Below are 16,395 nucleotides of genomic sequence, written 5' to 3'. Positions count from 1 at the left end.
AATCAAGATTCAAATAAGCTACTGATAAATCAAAGCCTACAACCAGTTAAGTCTCAACACTTTGTAGGAGAGTCCCTATCTATTCGCCTCGGCTCATGTATGGGATGACGCCAATTTTCATTACGTCACAAGCTTAGTATTACTTCAAACTACATCGGGTATAACAAAGGGCTACCTAAGTAGCCCTTTGATTACAATCAACATCAAGCTTGTCATCTCGGAAGCGACGAAGGAGCTATCCGTGATCTGGCTTTCATTCTTCCAAGTGGATACTTCTATACAGATATTTCCAAGCGGATTTTTTCAAACGAATACTTCCAAGTGCCCGAGCAAGTTTTACTTTTAGCCACGCAATATTTAGTCACAAGACTCAGGCAGCGTTTAGCTAGTTATTCTCAGCCAAATACTTCGGCACATCTTTAATGCTATCGAGAACCACTGTCGCTAAGGCTTCGGCTGCATCGGTAACCGCTTTACCACTACGAACTAAAATACGCGTACCGACACCGGCACTGATCGCCGCTTGCATATCGGCTTCTTTATCACCCACCATGATTGAATTTGGCATATCGATATCGAGTTCATCTTGAGCGGATAAGAACATGCCCGGCTGCGGTTTACGGCAATCACATTCTTGTACGTATTTCTCTTCACTGCCTTCAATATGATGTGGGCAGTAATAGAAACCATCAAACTCAACACCTTGATCAACAAAGTTCCAGTCCATCCACTCGGTTAACGTGAGGAATTGTTTTTCGGTGTAGTAACCACGAGCAATGCCCGATTGATTGGTCACCAGTACTAATTGATAACCTAGATCTTTGATCGCTTTCGTTGCGTCAAAAACACCATCGATATACTCAAAATCATCAACTTTACTAACATAACCATGATCAACGTTGATTACGCCATCACGATCGATAAAAACGGCTGGTTTAGACAAAATAGCACTCTCTCTGTGAGTTCATTACTGGCACTTCATCGACAAAATGACGTGTGTTATTGCCGCTAATTATCGCACGCTTTATTTATGACTTCATCTGCTTATTCTTTTTTATACTGACATAAGCCCATTAGCATCATATTGTTATTAGATCACTGTATATAATCAATGATTTAGAAAATAGTTCTGTGCATTTATCCATCAAACCGTTCAACCCTTAACTTTTAGCCGTCTAGATGTATAAATAGCCATTGACTTGTAGCACACAAAACAATAGCATCGACTATAGATTGCAAACACGCTGTACTTTTCCACTGTATTTCGTGCATTATGCAAAAAAAATATATTGTATGGATACAATTTAGGTTGTTAAATGATTGAAATAAAAAAAGTTAACAAAATCTTTTATCAGGGAAGTAAACAAATCATCGCCCTGAAAGACATCGACCTTACCGTTCCCCAAGGTGAGATTTGCGGTGTGATCGGCTCATCGGGTGCCGGAAAAAGCACGCTTATCCGTTGTGTCAACATGCTAGAAGCTCCTACCTCAGGCAATGTAATTGTCGATGGTGTTGATCTTACTCAGCTTTCCAATACTCAATTAAGCCATGCTCGTCGTAATATTGGCATGATTTTCCAACACTTCAATTTGTTGTCATCTCGCACCGTGTTTAATAATATTGCGCTGCCGCTTGAGCTCGCAAAAGTGCCAAGCGCGCAAATTGAAACCAAAGTATCAGAGCTACTGCAACTGGTTGGTCTGGCCGATAAACGAGATACTTACCCTGCTAATTTAAGTGGCGGACAAAAACAACGTGTGGCGATTGCTCGTGCGTTAGCCTCCGACCCTAAAGTATTATTGTGTGATGAAGCCACCAGCGCGCTTGATCCTGCGACCACAAAATCAATTTTAGAACTGCTTAAAACCATCAATCAAACATTAAACTTAACCATATTGATCATTACTCACGAAATGGATGTGGTAAAAAATATCTGTGACAAAGTGGCGATCATTGGGGGCGGTTTATTGGTTGAACAAGGTTTAGTGAGTGATATTTTTGCCCACCCTAAAACCGAATTGGCACAACAATTTATCCGCTCTACTCTCGACTTATCAATCCCTGATGATTACCAAGCGCGCTTACAAAAAACGCGGGTAGAAGGGTCGATTCCTTTGGTGCGATTAGAGTTTACGGGCGCGTCAATTGATGCTCCGGTGATAAGCCAAATTTCCCGTAAGTTTGATATCGATGTCAGTATTTTAAATTCAGATATTGATTACGCTGGCGGCGTTCGTTTTGGCTTGATGGTGGCAGAATTCTTTGGCGAAAAAGAGCAAGCTGAACAAGCATTAATTTTCTTAAAAGAACACAATATTAAAGTCGAGGTACTTGGCTATGTTTTATGATCACATCATGGATTGGTATTACGATCATCGCACTTTTCGTCTGATTTGGGCAGCCACTTGGGAAACCCTTTACATGGTCGGCGTGGCTGGCTTGATTGGCTTTATGATTGGCATTCCTATGGGCGTCATTCTACATATCACCAAGAAAGGCGGCTTAACCGAAAATAGACTGGTTAACTTAGTACTTGGCGCAATCGTCAATATTGGTCGCTCTGTACCCTTCTTAGTGTTGATGGTGGCTATTATTCCCTTTACCACACTATTGATTGGTAAATTTATTGGTACCACGGCGGCGATTGTGCCGTTAACCGTTGGCGCGATCCCGTTTATTGCTCGCTTAGTGGAAAGCGCTTTAGTTGAAGTGCCGACCGGATTAATTGAAGCGGCGCAGTCGATGGGCGCACGCCCAATGCAAATTATCACCAAAGTATTGCTACCCGAGGCGCTGCCTTCTATTGTCAATACCATCACGATTACTCTTGTGACGCTCGTCAGCTATTCTGCTATGGCAGGGACGGTTGGTGGCGGCGGCTTAGGCGATGTCGCGATGCGTTATGGTTACCAACGTTACCAACCCGATATTATGTTTATTACCGTGGTGTTGTTGGTGATTGTGGTACAAATTATTCAAATGGTGGGCGATAGAGTTGCCGCTCGCGTCGATCACAGGTAATACTCTTCCACTTAACAAGTCATCTTAAGTGGGAAAGAAAACATAAAATTGACACCCAAATAGTTACAACTATAAATACTAAAATTACATGGAGTTAAGTATGAAATTAAAACAGTTTTTTAGCGCAGCCGTGATCAGTTCTTCACTAATTTTTGCTCATACTGCAGCCGCAGCCGACAGCATTAATGTCGGGGTTATCGCAGGTGCAGAAGCGCAAGTAGCAGAGGTTGCCGCACAAGTGGCAAAACAAAAATACGGTTTGGATGTAAAGCTCACCATTTTCTCGGATTATGTGATCCCAAACGCCGCGTTAGATGATGGTTCTATCGACATCAATGCATTCCAACATACGCCATATCTTGATCAACAAATCAAAGATCGCGGCTATAAAATCAAAGCGGTCGGCAATACTTTTGTTTACCCTATCGCGGGCTACTCGAAAAAAATCAAATCACTGGATGAGCTGAAAAAAGGCGACAGCATTGCCATTCCAAACGATCCAACTAACGAAGGTCGTGCCTTATTGCTGCTTCAAGAGCAAGGCTTGATCAAGCTAAGTAAAGAATCAGGTCTACAAGCAACACCGCTTGATATCATCGACAACCCTAAGAAATTGGACTTTGTTGAGCTAGAAGCACCACAACTGCCAAATGCATTACAAGATGTGGCGATTGCGATCATCAACACCACTTACGCTAGCAGCATTAACTTGTCGCCTGAAAAAGACGGCATTTTTGTTGAAGACAAAGAATCTCCATACACCAACTTAATTGTTGCGCGTGAAGATAATGCTGATAACGACAATGTGAAGAACTTTGTCAAAGCCTATCAAACAGAAGAAGTTTATGAAGCGGCTAAAAAGCTGTTTAAAGGTGGCGTTGTAAAAGGTTGGTAATCCGGCTTACTTCATTTTAAAACATTCAAAGGGTAGCTGCGGCTGCCCTTTTTTGATCGCCTTATACTCATTCCAATTCGATTTGCTCAATCATAAAATTATTGCCGTTGCTATTACCTCCATAACTCTCATTTCATGTATTCGTAGCTTGAAACAAAAATTTGCTGCAGCACAGATCGAGTTTTTAATGATCGCATCTAGACTTACACCTGTACGCTGATATTATGGCGTACAACTGTACCCTGAAATAATATGGTGATGACAATGGAACAAAAATCTCCCCCACTGATCTGGCTAAATGTGATCATATTTACCACCAGCTTTCTATTGGCCGTAGTGGTCACGCCACTGTATTTTTTGCATCATGATTTACAAGCCGCCCATTGGGTTTGGCTACTTATCACCTTTAGTTTTTGCAACCTTTGCATTACAGCCGGTTATCATCGCTTATGGTCACATCGAACTTATCAAGCCCATTGGTCACTGCGCTTTATCTTCGCGTTCGGCGGTGCCTTTGCCCTACAAAACAGTGCGCTGCATTGGTCCTCTGATCACCGAGTTCACCATCGCCATGTTGATAATAATGACAAAGATCCATACTCTGCCAAGCGCGGCTTTTGGTTCTCGCATATTGGTTGGATGCTGCGTCACTATCAAACGCCTGAAATCTACCATGACTATTCTAATTGCCGTGATTTGCAAAAAGAGAAAATCGTCATGTGGCAGCATAAATACTATGTGCCGTTAGCGTTACTGATGAACTTAGGCGTGCCAATTTTGCTTGGTATTATTTATCACGATGTGATTGGTATGCTGTTAATGGTTGGCGCTGTTCGTTTGGTGCTCAATCACCACACCACCTTCTTTATTAATTCATTAGCGCATATTTGGGGTAGCCAACCTTATACCAATAAGAATACTGCCCGCGATAACGGCATATTGGCGGTGCTGACTTTTGGTGAGGGTTATCATAACTTCCATCATATTTTTGAAAATGATTACCGCAATGGCATTTACTGGTGGCAATACGATCCCACTAAATGGTTAATTAAAACCTGTCATTGGATGAAACTGGCCGATAAACTGCGTGTCACTCCAGCAGAAAAAATCGAAAAATCTCGCGCATTACAGTTATTAAATGACACCAAGAAAAAGATCCTGCACCTGCCCGATCACACCCTTATTGCGGAACGCATGCACACTGAATACGATGCGTTGATCCTGCAAATGTCGGAATATTATGGGCTCAAAAAGCAATTGATCACGGATAGAAAAGAACGCTTAATGGAGCAATATGAGCACGCGGTTTTAAAGGTGCGCTTTGAACAAATGCAACAGCACTTCAAACAACAACAACTGCAATGGCAACTGTTAATGAAGCAATATGCTTAAACCAGAATAGCTGTAATATGTTTTAAGCTTTAATCTGTTTAGAGCTGATACTATCAAAAACGCCCAAGCATCAACTGCTTGGGCGTTTTGTTTTCTCTTACTCTACCAACTCAAATTATGGAGTGTAATAGGTTGCAGCGCCGGGTCCTACAGGGAAACCGAGGACGAATACCCAGATGTAGAACAAGATACTCCAACCGACCAAGAAGCAGAGTGTGTATGGCAACATGGTGGCGATTAAGGTACCGATCCCTAGATTCTTAACGTATCGACTGGCGACCGCTAAAATCAAACCAAAGTAGCTCATCATTGGGGTGATCAAGTTAGTCACTGAATCACCAATACGGTAAGCCGCTTGAATGGTTTCAGGGGCATAACCCACTAGCATTAACATTGGGATAAAGATAGGTGCGGTGACCGCCCATTGCGCCGATGCTGAGCCAATCATCAAGTTAATAAAGCCACACATAAAAATGAAAGCAAAGAACAGTGCTGGGCCGGTTAAACCGATGTTTTGTAGGAAGTCCGCGCCGCCGACAGCAAAGACTTGGCCAAAGTTAGTCCATTTAAAGAACGCCACAAATTGCGCGGCAAAGAAAACTAATACAATGTACATACCCATCGATGACATCGATTTTGACATCGCATTAATCACATCACGGTCATTTTTCATGGTGCCGACTATCTTGCCGTACACAAAGCCCGGAATAGCAAAGAACACAAAGATAAAGGCCACAATACTCTTTAAGAATGGTGAGCCGGCAACCGTGCCCGTTTCTGGATTTCGTAACACGCCATTTTCAGGCACTATCGTTAATGCCAGTACTGCACACACCACTAATGTTGCCAAACCCGCCATCTTAAGAGCTTTTTTCTCAACAGGGGTTAATGCGCCCATTTTATCTTGCGAGAGATCTTCTGCAGCTTGTTCTGGGTTATACACCCCCAATTTCGGCTCAACAATTTTCTCGGTCACAAATGCACCAACAATCGAAATGAAGAAAGTCGAGACAAACATGAAATACCAGTTAACTTCAGGGCCAACGGTATAATTTGGATCAATCATTTGCGCAGCGGTTTCGGTAATGCCCGACAACAAAGGATCAACCGTACCAATCAATAGGTTGGCAGAATAACCGCCGGATACACCCGCAAAAGCAGCCGCAAGACCGGCCAATGGATGGCGACCTAAAGAGTGGAACAACATCGCTGCCAATGGAATTAACACCACATAACCAAGCTCTGAGGCTGTATTTGAAATAATACCGGCGAAGATCACGGTAAAGGTAACCATGCGTTTTGACGCGCCCATCACCATGCCGCGCATTGCCGCAGATAACATACCCGAATGCTCAGCAATCGAGACCCCGAGCATCGCAACCAATACGGTTCCAAGCGGTGCAAATCCGGTGAAATTTTTGACTAAATTAGTCACGATCAGCTGTAAGCCTTCGGCATTAAATAAGCTCACTACATGAATAATACCGTCAGCAGAACGACCCGCTGCGCCTTCTGGGCGAGGATCGACAACTGAAACACCAAAGTAGCCGGCAATGCCAGACGCGACTAAAATTGCCACACAAAAAATTGCAAATAAAGTGATTGGGTGTGGCAATAAATTTCCGAGGTATTCAACCGAATCTAAAAATCGAGTAAACAGCTTTCTTTTTTGTTCGGGTTGTTTGTTTGAAATGGATGTAGTCATTTGCCCTCCTAGTCAATGACCGCAATTTGGCCCCCCCCTTATGACAAGGGAATACCGCACTGCAAAACAGATGACCGAAGATTACTCGACTATTAAAGCTATACAAAAGGTGAATATGTTAACTAATATTACAAAGTCAGCACAATAAACCATCACTTCACCACAATAACCACATAAAATTACTAGTAATTAGATAGATAGCAGCAACTAATATGATGATTAAGCTATTTCATTAAAAAATGGCACAATTGATAACTTCGATCTAAATCACAAGCCAAAGTGGTAAAAAAGCACATTTGTTCATTCAAACTAAACCCATTTTTAAAATAAAAATCTGCGTAAAATAGAGAGCTATGCTATTTTCATGCTTATCTTTTCCATCATAAACACCGACTATTATGCCTTATACCATCGAGCCTATTGGCCTTGTTCAAAGCCCTTATAAAGAAAAATTCGCCGTACCAAGGCAACCTAGACTGGCCCCAAACGCTCGCGCCAGAATTCAATTGCTCGGCGCGGCCAATAGCCCAGAAGCGGTACGCGGCATAGAGCAATTTAGTCATGTATGGTTGTTGTTTTTATTTGACCAAAATCTCGCCGCAGGATGGAAACCGACTGTGCGCCCTCCTCGCTTAGGCGGCAATGAGCGTATTGGAGTATTTGCCTCACGCGCCACTTTTCGCCCTAATGGTATTGGTATGTCGGCGGTAGAATTAAAAGGCGTGACGCAAGAGGGCAATCAAACTTGGCTAGAATTGGGGAGCGTGGATTTAGTCAATAACACCCCTATCATTGATATAAAACCCTATATCCCCTACTCCGATTCTTTGCCAAATGCTCAAGGCGGCTTTGCGGAAAAAGAGCCGGAGGTACTGAGGGTGATTTTTTCCGAAAATGCTCAACTGACATTGCAAAGACATCCTGACTATCGAAATATTCAAGCGGTGATAGAACAAGTCTTAGGGCAAGATCCTCGTCCAGCCTATAAGAAAAATAAACCCGATAATAAAGAATACGCGGTGCATCTGTTCGATTGGAACGTCAAATTTCAAGTTGAAAGCGACTTATCAGCACCAATTGACGCAATAAATCGCAATTTCATTCGAGTAACCAGCATACAAGCCTTTTGAGAACGCGCTCGGGCTGATATTATACGGGGCTAATTTGCCGCTTGGATCATTCCATGTGAGCAACGCACATCACTCAATAACTTAAGCGGGTAACATAATGCGCACCAGCAAATACCTTGTTTCAACTTTAAAAGAAACCCCAAACGATGCCGAAGTCATTAGCCATCAGTTAATGCTACGAGCAGGTATGATCCGTAAACTGGCTTCAGGTCTATACACTTGGCTTCCAACAGGTCTGCGTGTTTTGCGTAAAGTTGAAAACATTGTTCGTCAAGAAATCGACAATGCCGGTGCAGTAGAAACTTTAATGCCCGTTGTTCAGCCGTTTGAGTTATGGGAAGAAACCGGTCGCTCTGAAAAAATGGGCCCTGAGTTGCTTCGCTTTACCGATCGTCATTCTCGCCCATTTGTACTCAGCCCAACCGCCGAAGAAGTGATCACCAGCCTAGTGCGCGGTGAAGTTAATTCTTACAAGCAACTGCCGCTGAACTTATACCAAATTCAAACTAAATTCCGTGACGAACGCCGTCCTCGCTTTGGCGTTATGCGTGCTCGCGAATTTTGCATGATGGATGCGTACAGCTTTGACATCGATAAAGACGGTCTACAAAAATCTTATGACGATATGCATGACGCTTACTGCCGCGCATTTGATCGCATGGGCTTAGATTACCGCCCAGTGCTTGCCGATAGCGGCGCAATTGGTGGTAATGGCTCGCAAGAGTTCCACGTATTAGCTGAAAGCGGCGAAGATTTGATCGTATTCTCAACCGAGTCTGATTATGCTGCCAACATCGAAAAAGCCGAAGCTTTAGCTCCAACAGCAGAACGCGCTGCGCCAACCCAAGAAATGATCTTAGTTGACACGCCAAATGCCAAAACCATTGCAGAATTGGTCGAGCAACACGGTCTGCCAATCGAAAAAACGGTTAAAACATTATTTGTTCAAGCATCGGATGAAATCGATTCTCCAATCGTAGCCTTGATCATTCGTGGTGATCACGATCTCAACGAAATCAAAGCCGAAAACCTTCCACAAGTTGCCGCTCCTCTTGAAATGGCAACCGAAGAGCAAATGCAACAATTGGTCGGTGCAGGCGCAGGTTCTCTTGGACCTGTCGGCCTTGAAGTGCCTTTCATTGTTGACCGTACCGTTGCAGTAATGAGTGACTTTGGCGCAGGCGCTAACGTTGACGGCAAACACTACTTCGGCATTAACTGGGGTCGTGATGTAGAGCTGGCTCAAGTAGAAGATTTACGCAATGTAGTTGAAGGCGATCCAAGCCCATGTGGCCAGGGCACCTTAATGCTAAAACGCGGTATCGAAGTCGGTCATATTTTCCAGTTGGGTAAAAACTACTCTGAGAAAATGAACTGTGGCGTGCTTGGTCCTGACGGTAAAAATGTCATTCTTGAAATGGGCTGTTACGGTATCGGAGTTTCTCGTGTTGTGGCTTCTGCCATTGAACAAAATCACGATGATGCCGGCATTATTTGGCCAGACGCACTAGCACCATTTAAAGTGGCGATTGTGCCAATGAACATGCAAAAATCACCACGCGTGAAAGAAGCAGCAGAAAAACTGTACGCAGACTTAACCGCAATGGGAATTGAAGTGTTGTTTGATGACCGTAAAGAGCGCCCAGGTGTGATGTTTAAAGATATCGAACTTATCGGCATTCCACACACCGTTGTGATCGGTGATCGCAGTATGGATGAAGGCAACTTTGAATATAAAAATCGTCGTGAAGGCGTTAAAGAAGCCATCGCGATCGACAGTATTATTGAGCATCTCCAGTCTCAATTTAGCTAAAGTTAAGCGATTAATTAACTGAAATAAAAGAGGCAGTGATTGCAGAATCGCTGCCTTTTTTGTATTTCGCTTATTTTTGACGTATTGCTTATACCAATTCCATTTAATATTTGATCAATTTGAATACGCCGAAAAGACGCTGATCCGCCCTTGGTCGCTTGAGAAAAAGCCATCCTGAAGAGTATGGAACCATAGCGGTTTATTTGAATATTGATTGTGTGGTGAGTTCATCACACAGCCTTCGGTGACCAACCTTTTTTCAACAGCCAAAAAAGGTGGCAAAAAGGCCGCTGCTAGAACTCCGTCACAATACAGCGAATACACACCTTTACTCAGTCGACTCTGCGCCAAAGAAGAGTTTCGTGATCAGTTTATTATCTATGGTCTCGCCTTTTAAGGTTCTGACCAATAGCTCGCTACCGAGTAGTTGTAATGAGAACACCACATCTGGCTTTACTCGTCGAATTTGAGGGATATGCTTACTTGAGTTCACTAAGGCAATGGTTTTGGTATCACTGTCACCCACTTCTTTGGCAGCTAATACAATAAAGGCATTTTCGGCATCTTCATTACGAAGCGCGAGAATATATTTCGCTTTTGACGCACCCGCTTCGACTAACACATCGGCCGAACTAGGATCGCCAAAAACAATATCCGCATCGGCGGGATATTCATGCTCTGCGCCAACGGGCGCTACTACCGTAACTGCATCGCCACGTTCAACTAACCCGGCATACACACTGTGCGCAGTGGGTGACACTCCGACAATAATAAAATGATTTTTTCTCATCACGTTCGATATCCTACCTTTTACAATTTTTTTAAGATTACCACCGATCACCGGCCCAATAATGGCACTAATCGAAGTCGCGAAAACGGTGATGCCCATGACGATAATCGAGGCGGTGAACAATCTCGCCGTTGACGTCACAGGGTATAAATCGCCATAACCCACCGTTGACATACTTACAATCGAGAAATAAAACGCGGTTGGCATATCGACAATGGGGGCGCTAAATTGATCGCCTAAATATAAACTACCAAATACCGCATACAGCATTAATGCACCGGTACTGGTTAAAGCAAATAAACTACCTGCGGCAATACTCGAACTATCAAAACTCTTCCAATACATCAGCAGCAACAAGGTGACAACCAATGTATATGAAAGTAATAATAAGCCTGGTGCCGAAGATAAAAAACTGATCGCGGCCACCACTAACAACAAGATCAGCGAGAATGCCCAAGCTAAACGCGCCTGTAAAGCGAGGCCGATTGACATAATAATCAAGCCTGCGCCAAGCAGTAATCTTGGCAATTCAGCTAAGCCAATATCATTAATCAAGTCTAACCAATCTAACGACCAATTTAATACGCTTGGTAACATTTCCAATGTATGTTGAACGACGGGCTTAATAAACCAATAACCGTTAATCGCCACCAAAATAGCGAGTATCCACGATGGTTTACAGATATCTAATAACTTGTGTTTGAGTATCTTCAAAATCAGCCTTAATATCATTTAATAAAGGAGTCATGCATGGTTCTTGCTTGAAACTTGTGTGACTTTAGGTTTCACGACATTCCCTCTTATCACATCAATGTGTAATAATGAGGCATATTTTAAAATAGGTAGACCGTAATAATGAAAATCTACGATTGTTGTGAGTTAATTCGCGAACTTTACGCTCAAATTGGCAGTGGTGATCAAGGCTATATTCCTCAAGCCATCACTTGCGCTTTAAAAACCTTTAATGACATCGCTGCTGATGAATCGCTACCAAAAGAAACCCGTGAGCGCGCCGCTTTTGCTGCTGCTAATCTTTTGATTTCAGATTTTGAAGATTAACCAATTGATAGAATAAGGAACGATGCTATGGATTTAACCAACTTTGAAAAAATGGATCCAATCATGTTGATGAGCATCGTCAATATGAAGATCCGTGACGAGTTTGGCGATTTAGAAAATCTGGTCAAATTCTTCGATATCGACCAAGCGAAATTGATTGAAAAACTCAGCTCTGCTGGCTTTGATTACTTACCAGAAGTGAAGCAGTTCCGCTAAACCCCATCTATTTTATCCCCCGTCAGAGCACATATTTGACAGTTAAATTCTGGCGGGTGTTTCTTAAAACGGGTTCACATAAAGAATAATACTCCCGCCGCGTAAAGCACTGCCGTAATTAATATTGGCCCCTATTCCTACTGTTTCAATCCAGCCATCTTTACCAAATAAATCCGATAACAAAACCCCAAAACTGGCTTCATAATAACTATTGGTTTCTAAGATTTGGGTAGCATCACCGCCAATATCAATACGCTTGATACTCGAATACAGTGACGGTGTGTATGTAAAACTGTGGGATAAATCATATTGAAACTTCACTCCATTACTGATCCGCCAACCTTCAGGATTTCCAAGGTAACCATCATTTGCTTGCCCCCAGTTCTTGCCATAAAAATAATGCCATTGAGAGGAAAAGCCCCACTTACCCCAAGCTTGATGTTGTTCATAATCTAACTCAATCTGAGGCTCTATGATCGTTGACCAAGCCGAACTGTTGGTAATCGCATCATCTAAGAAAGGTTTCAATATTTGTGATTCTTGCGAGTTAAAATTATAACTATTATTGGCATACATGAGATAGCTACCAAAACCATAACCTAGCGCCCAGTTACTGGTCAGTCTGTACTTCAACAAATAGTTAAAAAAACCGCTATACACTTCCTGTTTAAAGTTATCCATTGGGGTGTCGTCAGCGAGTTGCAAGTCTTGCGATATGGAAAGGTAACCGAGCCTAAATTGCAGATTATGTTGGAACGGACTATCCGGCTCGCTCAAATTAAAGTGCAAAGGCAAGGTAAAGACGGCGATGTTTTTACGATTTTGTACCGTATCCTCGTTACCAAAATTATCGTTATCGGTATGAAACACCGAACTGGGATCAAAGCTTTGGATACCCAACGAAATGAGATCGTTATCCGACAACACCACCGTAGAGGCAAATAATTGCTCATAATAGGCTTGACCAGCCTTCCTTAGCTCTGATTGAGCATACAGCTGACTACTCATCATAAGGCTAGTAATGCCGATTACTGGTAAAATCCTTTTCACGCAATAACCTCCCTGAACACATGAAGTTTATATTAGAACACACTATTTAATTAACACCTGAAACCTTTTGTTAACGTTTGAGCAGTGTCAAACTCTGCTATACCTAAGCACTATTTCAATCAATTGACGTTGCCGTTTATTAAGCGCAACGCCAATCCCCCCTTCAACCACCTCGGTTTATCTATTTTTTGGTTATAAATCCGGCCATAATTCTACCCGATCTTTTGGCGCTCGATACATGCCATCACCCGGTTTAGTTTGATACGCCTTTTGAAACGCTGACATATTCATTAGTGTGCTATTGACTCGATAGATGCCTGGTGGATGAGGATCAGAACTGATGATCCGCACTAAGATATCTTCACGATATTTTGAACGCCAAGTTTTTGCCAATTCAATGAAAAACGTTTGGTAGGCTTGCTGTTTTTCTTTATCTCTGCCTTGTACTTCTTTTTCAAAAGCTTTAAAGCCTTAAAAAATTAAAATGAATAACTCACGCCAGTGCTCACAAGCGCATTAGAACTATCATAAAAGTCGATATTTGAATCTCCAACGATGTAGCCCACCGCAGCACCGACCCCAACGCCTTTCCAACCAAATAGGTTTTTATAAACGTAAGTCGCGATCACGCCATATTTGTTATCAGATTGAGTGTTCTCAAATACAGGGTTGCTTTCATCAAAATCAATATGGTGATACCGAATATTTAGGACTAAATTGGAACTGTGCAGCACCTTAATAAAGGATAAGTCACCACCATAGCTATTTGATGCCATTGCCGCGCCATCGGCATCTAAACGCTTATAAGATAAAGCGCTCCGTAGATAAAAACTTTGGGTGATAGGATTCACATGAGATAACTGAGCAAAATACACATTACCTTCACGTTGCAATAACGCTCTTTCTTGATCGGTGTAATTAGCTCCTGAAGCACTTTGTTCATCTTTAATCACTTGTTTGCCCGCAGCCAATTCAATCGAAAATTGTGACGCCATGATATTTTCGTATTTAAAACGTAAGCCACGAACAACCGCTTTGGTTTTATCCCGATTTTCACCGACTAAATAAGGGTCTTCCCAAGTATCACTTTTCAATAACCCTGGAACGATACCTAAACTAAAGGTGCCTGCCTGTTTAACATATTGTTTATACCCCAGCTCAAAATGCACTCGACCGATGGCCAAATCCGATTGGTCGGTACCGATGTAGAACTGTTGCTCGCCACTGTCTAAAGTGTATTGCAAAATGCCGGTACTGATCGGTAAGAAGAAGGCTTTATTCTTTTTTTCGGCTTTATCATCCAAAGAGTTGATTTTTTTATCGCCAGAATCCGCTTGATCTTGAGTTTGTACTCCACCAAACATCCCCATAATGGTGCCAGAAAAGCCGGGTTGCCACTTATTAGGTTTCACTTCCTCGGCCGCCACATTGGCAGAGAGTAAACTGGTTATAATGACCATCAATGGGATAATTGCATTCATAAATATTCTCATTAGAGTAATTAGGATATTGATTGATATACTTATCCATCAATATTGGCACTAAACGCCAATTTGTTCACCCAACCAATACCATTGTTATCAATATAAATCGGAGATAACTCAAGCTTTGTGAGTTAAATCATACTTTAACTTAAAATAAAAACAACGTCCAATTGCTTGGAGAGGTGAACTCTCCGCCTATAATTCTCTGAACCGATTGGAGATAAATTAACTCAGATGAATAAAGATCAGTAATTGATCTTATCCACTTCTCACTCAGTGCTTTTGATTCTGAGTTAGAAACTAAAATGCCAGCTTATGATTATCGATTTCACGATCGTCATAGCTGGCATTTTTATTCTTCAGATTAGAACTATTGGTTACTCAACAAACACCGAGTAATTTTTAAGCTGAGGCACTTGTTGATGTAAGGTTTTCTCTTCGCTTACGAGATCATGTAAATTACCACAATAAGCATTGGCTTCTTTTTGCAACTGTTGGGATTGAGATTGAAGACGGGTTTCGATCTGCTTTTTCATATCTGTCATTTGGGTTTGCAATTCGGTCAAATTCACACTGCCATCGGTTTTCATTTTTTCCGATAACACCGCAAAGGCACTAGAGAAAAACTCACCATTGAACTTTTGCATTGCAGCGGCCGACTCTTGCTTCCAATTGGATAGCGCATCCTTAACCGCATCTTTTTTGATCACCCACTCGCCATTAATGTAATAACGAGATTCGATATCCGCATAATAGCCATCAACGGCGGTTTTAACGTTATCAAATGCTTTGCTGTTATTAAAGCTAGCGCTAATATCATCAATCACTTGATTGGCAAGTGTCATGCCATCATCACCAATTTTTTTAGCTTTCGGGATATACTCACTCACTTTCTCACGATAGGCCTTGACCGCATTTTCTTGGGTTTGGTTAAGGGTGATTTTTTTGCCATTAATGAATAAATCATTATTTTGGTCAATCACAACCTTTGGCTTACCTTGCTGATAAACCGAAACTTGTTCGTTTTTGAGGTGTAATTCATTGTCGATATTGATATCACAACGTGGCACTTGCGCCATCGCGGAGACAGAAGTAAGGGTTAACGCTACCGAGAGTAAAGTCCGTTTCATAAAATAAAGCCTCATTAGAGATGAGTAAAAAAACATTGGAATAAAATACTAGCAAGATTTAATCCACTTAAGCCAGAATTCAGGAGTCAGTGAAAGGTCAAATTACCAATAACCTCAACCTTAACATTTATCGAATCAATAAATAGACATTACTTCGTAACATTTAATTCGGCCGGCAATGTCTACCACCACTTCATCATCTCGCATTTTTTTATTTAATGCTTTACCTAATGGCGACTCTGGCGTCACTAATGAAATGCTATGGTCTGAAAACGACACATTCAGACCACCCGCTACAGGGCTTAAGAAAAACCATTTATTGCTATTATCATTGTCATCAAACAGCTCAATTAAAGCGCCAATAGACACCGCATCTTCAACCGACCAATCTTTGACGGGGAGTGCTTTAAAGCTGTGAAGTTCACGCAAACATTGCTGCAAGCGCTGACCTTGCCCATGCGCTAAATACGATGCCTCTAAACTTAAGGTATCGTATTTATGCTGCGGCACATTCTCTTTGTCGGTCGCGGTATCAATCGCAGTTTTTGTCGCGGCTAAAGAACTGGCGTACACCGCTTCTAGTTTTTGAATGATGACCCGATGCAACATGGATTTATCGACGCTTTTCTTGTCTATCAATGTCTAACCTATTTTAATGAGTGGATGTGTCATAAATGAATGGGTAATAAGTGAATAATTTTCTCAAA

15 protein-coding genes and 1 pseudogene are annotated in these 16,395 nt (G+C 42.1%); 8 read left to right on the top strand and 8 right to left on the bottom strand.

Features of this window, described 5'->3' with window-relative positions; all coding sequences use genetic code 11:
- Window positions 1-385: 385 nt before the first annotated feature.
- Complete coding sequence (gene gmhB, locus GFB47_RS02690; protein ID WP_153446357.1) at window positions 386-943, bottom strand: D-glycero-beta-D-manno-heptose 1,7-bisphosphate 7-phosphatase; 558 nt, start codon at window positions 941-943, stop codon at window positions 386-388.
- Window positions 944-1,316: 373 nt separating this feature from the next.
- On the opposite strand from gmhB, the gene metN reads away from it, so the two are divergent.
- From metN to GFB47_RS02670, 4 genes are all read left to right on the top strand, one after another.
- Window positions 1,317-2,351, top strand: a complete 1,035-nt coding sequence (gene metN, locus GFB47_RS02685; protein WP_153446355.1) for a methionine ABC transporter ATP-binding protein MetN — start codon at window positions 1,317-1,319, stop codon at window positions 2,349-2,351.
- A complete protein-coding gene (locus GFB47_RS02680) occupies window positions 2,341-3,024 on the top strand; it encodes a methionine ABC transporter permease (protein ID WP_153446353.1) in 684 nt (227 codons plus the stop codon). Before metN ends, GFB47_RS02680 begins: the two co-directional genes overlap by 11 nt.
- An 88-nt stretch (window positions 3,025-3,112) precedes the next feature.
- Window positions 3,113-3,919: a methionine ABC transporter substrate-binding lipoprotein MetQ gene (gene metQ, locus GFB47_RS02675; RefSeq protein ID WP_178306436.1), complete on the top strand. Its 807-nt coding sequence runs from the start codon at window positions 3,113-3,115 to the stop codon at window positions 3,917-3,919.
- A gap of 264 nt (window positions 3,920-4,183) precedes the next feature.
- On the top strand, window positions 4,184-5,311 hold the full coding sequence (locus tag GFB47_RS02670) for an acyl-CoA desaturase (protein WP_153446350.1): 1,128 nt from the start codon (window positions 4,184-4,186) through the stop codon (window positions 5,309-5,311).
- 115 nt (window positions 5,312-5,426) lie between these two features.
- Here the strand turns inward: GFB47_RS02670 and GFB47_RS02665 are convergent, their stop codons facing one another.
- Complete coding sequence (locus GFB47_RS02665) at window positions 5,427-7,016, bottom strand: AbgT family transporter (protein ID WP_153446348.1); 1,590 nt, start codon at window positions 7,014-7,016, stop codon at window positions 5,427-5,429.
- A 398-nt stretch (window positions 7,017-7,414) separates the two neighbouring features.
- Here GFB47_RS02665 and tsaA point away from each other — a divergent pair, with 398 nt between their 5' ends.
- Window positions 7,415-8,146, top strand: coding sequence for a tRNA (N6-threonylcarbamoyladenosine(37)-N6)-methyltransferase TrmO (tsaA, locus tag GFB47_RS02660; RefSeq protein WP_153446347.1), 732 nt, complete (start codon window positions 7,415-7,417; stop codon window positions 8,144-8,146).
- Between the two features lie 97 nt (window positions 8,147-8,243).
- Complete coding sequence (locus tag GFB47_RS02655; protein ID WP_153446345.1) at window positions 8,244-9,959, top strand: proline--tRNA ligase; 1,716 nt, start codon at window positions 8,244-8,246, stop codon at window positions 9,957-9,959.
- A 328-nt stretch (window positions 9,960-10,287) separates the two neighbouring features.
- Here GFB47_RS02655 and kch read toward each other — a convergent pair whose 3' ends face one another.
- Window positions 10,288-11,463, bottom strand: a complete 1,176-nt coding sequence (gene kch, locus GFB47_RS02650; protein ID WP_203218745.1) for a voltage-gated potassium channel protein — start codon at window positions 11,461-11,463, stop codon at window positions 10,288-10,290.
- Window positions 11,464-11,604: 141 nt separating this feature from the next.
- On the opposite strand from kch, the gene GFB47_RS02645 reads away from it, so the two are divergent.
- Window positions 11,605-11,808: a YaeP family protein gene (locus GFB47_RS02645; RefSeq protein WP_153446342.1), complete on the top strand. Its 204-nt coding sequence runs from the start codon at window positions 11,605-11,607 to the stop codon at window positions 11,806-11,808.
- A 27-nt stretch (window positions 11,809-11,835) separates the two neighbouring features.
- Window positions 11,836-12,024 carry a DUF4250 domain-containing protein gene (locus tag GFB47_RS02640; RefSeq protein ID WP_153446340.1) on the top strand — a complete coding sequence of 63 codons (189 nt, stop codon included), beginning with the start codon at window positions 11,836-11,838 and terminating at the stop codon, window positions 12,022-12,024.
- A gap of 63 nt (window positions 12,025-12,087) precedes the next feature.
- Here GFB47_RS02640 and GFB47_RS02635 read toward each other — a convergent pair whose 3' ends face one another.
- The 5 genes and pseudogenes from GFB47_RS02635 to GFB47_RS02615 form a co-directional block, all read right to left on the bottom strand.
- On the bottom strand, window positions 12,088-13,074 hold the full coding sequence (locus GFB47_RS02635) for a Solitary outer membrane autotransporter beta-barrel domain (protein ID WP_153446339.1): 987 nt from the start codon (window positions 13,072-13,074) through the stop codon (window positions 12,088-12,090).
- Between the two features lie 192 nt (window positions 13,075-13,266).
- A pseudogene (locus GFB47_RS02630) lies at window positions 13,267-13,509 on the bottom strand (M13-type metalloendopeptidase); the annotation flags it as partial.
- 44 nt (window positions 13,510-13,553) lie between these two features.
- Window positions 13,554-14,555, bottom strand: coding sequence for a DUF2860 family protein (locus tag GFB47_RS02625; RefSeq protein ID WP_178306435.1), 1,002 nt, complete (start codon window positions 14,553-14,555; stop codon window positions 13,554-13,556).
- Window positions 14,556-14,935: 380 nt separating this feature from the next.
- Window positions 14,936-15,688: a DUF2884 family protein gene (locus GFB47_RS02620; protein WP_225874282.1), complete on the bottom strand. Its 753-nt coding sequence runs from the start codon at window positions 15,686-15,688 to the stop codon at window positions 14,936-14,938.
- A gap of 135 nt (window positions 15,689-15,823) precedes the next feature.
- On the bottom strand, window positions 15,824-16,327 hold the full coding sequence (locus GFB47_RS02615) for a GreA/GreB family elongation factor (RefSeq protein ID WP_153446334.1): 504 nt from the start codon (window positions 16,325-16,327) through the stop codon (window positions 15,824-15,826).
- Between the last annotated feature and the right edge of the window lie 68 nt (window positions 16,328-16,395).

This window comes from Vibrio algicola, assembly GCF_009601765.2.
GTDB lineage: Bacteria > Pseudomonadota > Gammaproteobacteria > Enterobacterales > Vibrionaceae > Vibrio > Vibrio algicola.
Note: the sequence above shows the minus strand (reverse complement) of the source record. Positions and strands in the feature narration are given on the sequence as shown.

Bases quoted from the DNA above. Each gene is read 5' to 3' on its own strand.
- metN (WP_153446355.1), top strand. From the start codon at position 1,317: ATGATTGAAATAAAAAAAGTTAACAAAATCTTTTATCAGGGAAGTAAA.
- GFB47_RS02680 (WP_153446353.1), top strand. From the start codon at position 2,341: ATGTTTTATGATCACATCATGGATTGGTATTACGATCATCGCACTTTT.
- metQ (WP_178306436.1), top strand. From the start codon at position 3,113: ATGGAGTTAAGTATGAAATTAAAACAGTTTTTTAGCGCAGCCGTGATC.
- GFB47_RS02670 (WP_153446350.1), top strand. From the start codon at position 4,184: ATGGAACAAAAATCTCCCCCACTGATCTGGCTAAATGTGATCATATTT.
- GFB47_RS02665 (WP_153446348.1), bottom strand. From the start codon at position 7,016: ATGACTACATCCATTTCAAACAAACAACCCGAACAAAAAAGAAAGCTG.
- tsaA (WP_153446347.1), top strand. From the start codon at position 7,415: ATGCCTTATACCATCGAGCCTATTGGCCTTGTTCAAAGCCCTTATAAA.
- GFB47_RS02655 (WP_153446345.1), top strand. From the start codon at position 8,244: ATGCGCACCAGCAAATACCTTGTTTCAACTTTAAAAGAAACCCCAAAC.
- GFB47_RS02645 (WP_153446342.1), top strand. From the start codon at position 11,605: ATGAAAATCTACGATTGTTGTGAGTTAATTCGCGAACTTTACGCTCAA.
- GFB47_RS02640 (WP_153446340.1), top strand. From the start codon at position 11,836: ATGGATTTAACCAACTTTGAAAAAATGGATCCAATCATGTTGATGAGC.
- GFB47_RS02625 (WP_178306435.1), bottom strand. From the start codon at position 14,555: ATGAATGCAATTATCCCATTGATGGTCATTATAACCAGTTTACTCTCT.
- GFB47_RS02620 (WP_225874282.1), bottom strand. From the start codon at position 15,688: ATGAAACGGACTTTACTCTCGGTAGCGTTAACCCTTACTTCTGTCTCC.